Raw genomic sequence first — 1,071 nt, 5'->3', positions numbered from 1 at the left:
CCTTCTTGAATGCTAAAGACTTGGCAACCGTTATTTGCTCCCAATGCGCTCACACGGCAGCCACTCACGATATAATGTCCATGGGCACGGTCATACGTCGCAATAGCTTGCATGGCAGGTTCAAGGAGTGAGGGTGATTTTTGATCAATCAAAACGCCATCTTGTAAAATATAAACGGGAAAGAAAGTGCCACTTTGCGCATCCTCTTTTAGTGCCCAAACAAGCTGTGCTGTTTCGCGTGCGGCACCAGGCTCTCCTTCTGCCAAAGTGCCAGGGACTTGCCCCAACAGCTCTGGATCATCCTCATGGGTTATCCATTTTTTTTGTAGCTTCACACCAATTTCCAAGCGCCCAATCATGGCAACATTGTTGAGTACAGCGGGTGCAACGGGGAAAATATCGCCTGCGATATAAATCTTGCCATCCGTTAATGTGACGGTTTGTGTTTCTTTGTTGACAAAAGCATCAGCCCGTTCAACGCGGTCTCCTTCTTGTGCCACAAGGCGCCCCAAGCGGTCATGACGCCCCCTGATGATGGTTTGAACTTCATTCAGTTCACCACTTTGAATAAAGGGACGCGTGCCGTAAAAGACAACGCTTTGTTGTTCCTCTTTGCCGCGAGATCTGTCAATTGCAAAGGGTAGTCCACTTTCATGCTTCATCTTAAAACCTCAATAAAATTGTGAATTGTTCGCGAACATCGGCACGCAAAGGAATATTAATGGGCGTTTTGAGTATCTCGACACCGCCATTGAGTTCATCAGGCTCCAACCAAAGCTTGCCAACCGCTATGTTTTCTGCGGGGGTAGCGTGAACGAGAATGGAAACAAAAGCTGCTTGTTTCCCATCAACATCGTGAAAATCTGTTCGTGCAGCTAGAAAAAGCGCTGTGCCCATCGGGGAGGGCTGATAGTGATTGCCTGAATGGTTATAAACCCCCCCAAAGCCTGTTCGACAGGCGCTACAGCAGAGCATCTGCGAGTGCCAATCACGGCATCTTGGCTGTCTCTTAACACGAGATAAAGCGTGCGACCATGAAACCATTCTGCCATCAGCATATCGCGTTCATGT

1 protein-coding gene and 1 pseudogene are annotated in these 1,071 nt (G+C 48.4%); both read right to left on the bottom strand.

Annotated features, from left to right (window positions below):
* Positions 1-662 (bottom strand): DUF4815 domain-containing protein (locus ACFINF_RS09315; RefSeq protein WP_375620602.1); only part of this gene is annotated, 662 nt, incomplete at its 3' end.
* A 1-nt stretch (position 663) separates the two neighbouring features.
* Positions 664-1,071 (bottom strand): annotated as a pseudogene (locus ACFINF_RS09310) (phage tail protein); the annotation flags it as partial.

The sequence above is a fragment of the Bartonella sp. TS25HLJMH genome (assembly GCF_042193505.1).
Taxonomy (GTDB): domain Bacteria; phylum Pseudomonadota; class Alphaproteobacteria; order Rhizobiales; family Rhizobiaceae; genus Bartonella; species Bartonella grahamii.
The sequence above is the reverse complement of the archived record's forward strand: the minus strand, read 5'-3'. Positions and strand labels throughout refer to the sequence as shown.